Origin of the sequence: Streptomyces sp. SID5464, assembly GCF_009862985.1 — a bacterium.
GTDB classification, from domain to species: Bacteria; Actinomycetota; Actinomycetes; order Streptomycetales; family Streptomycetaceae; genus Streptomyces; species Streptomyces chartreusis_D.
This window is the reverse complement of record NZ_WWIQ01000021.1, coordinates 154,607-155,780: the sequence shown is the minus strand read 5'-3', so window position 1 is coordinate 155,780 and position 1,174 is coordinate 154,607. Positions and strand designations below refer to the sequence as shown.

At 69.7% G+C, this 1,174-nt stretch carries 1 protein-coding gene; it reads left to right on the top strand.

Annotation, left to right across the window (positions count from 1 at the left end; genetic code table 11):
• A partial coding sequence (locus GTY47_RS14655) for a maltotransferase domain-containing protein (protein WP_010033293.1) occupies window positions 1-1,174 on the top strand: 1,174 nt, incomplete at both ends.

Here is a 1,174-nt window from a genome sequence, read left to right as displayed (position 1 = left end):
GGCGCGGCTGGCGGCGGCGCTGACGCCGGAGGTGGACGAGGTGCTGGCCCGCCATCCGCTGCGGGACCTGGTCACCACCTCCGAGCCGCTGCCCCTGCTCGTCGAGCGGGAACGGGCCCTGTACGGCTCCTGGTACGAGTTCTTCCCCCGCTCCGAGGGCACCCGGCAGCAACCCCACGGCACCTTCCGCACCGCCGCCCGCCGCCTGCCGGCGATCGCCGCGATGGGCTTCGACGTGGTCTACCTGCCCCCGATCCACCCCATCGGCACCACCTTCCGCAAAGGCAGGAACAACACCCTCTCCCCCGGCCCCGACGACGTCGGCGTGCCCTGGGCCATCGGCTCCCCCGAAGGCGGCCACGACGCCGTCCACCCCCAGCTGGGCACCCTGGAGGACTTCACCCGGTTCGTCGGCCAGGCCCGCGACCTGGGCCTGGAGATCGCCCTGGACTTCGCCCTGCAGTGCTCCCCGGACCACCCCTGGGTCCACAAACACCCCGAGTGGTTCCACCACCGCCCCGACGGCACCATCGCCTACGCGGAGAACCCGCCCAAGAAGTACCAGGACATCTACCCCATCGCCTTCGACGCCGACATGGACGGCCTGATCGCCGAGACCTGCCGGGTGCTGCGGCACTGGATGGACGCCGGGGTACGGATCTTCCGGGTGGACAACCCCCACACCAAGCCGGTCGTCTTCTGGGAGCGGGTCATCGCGGACATCAACCGCACCGACCCCGACGTGATCTTCCTGGCCGAGGCCTTCACCCGCCCCGCGATGATGCACACCCTGGCCCAGATCGGCTTCCAGCAGTCCTACACCTACTTCACCTGGCGCAACTCCAAGCAGGAGCTGACCGAGTACCTCACGGAACTGTCCGGCGAGGCCGCCTCGTACATGCGGCCGAACTTCTTCGCCAACACCCCCGACATCCTGCACGCCTACCTCCAGCACGGCGGCCGCCCCGCCTTCGAGGTCCGCGCCGTCCTCGCGGCCACCCTCTCCCCCACCTGGGGCATCTACTCCGGCTACGAACTGTGCGAGAACACCCCGCTCAGAGAGGGCAGCGAGGAGTACCTCGACTCGGAGAAGTACCAGCTCAGGCACCGCGACTGGGACGCCGCCGAACGCGAGGGCCGCACCATCACCCCGCTGATCACCAAGCTCAACACC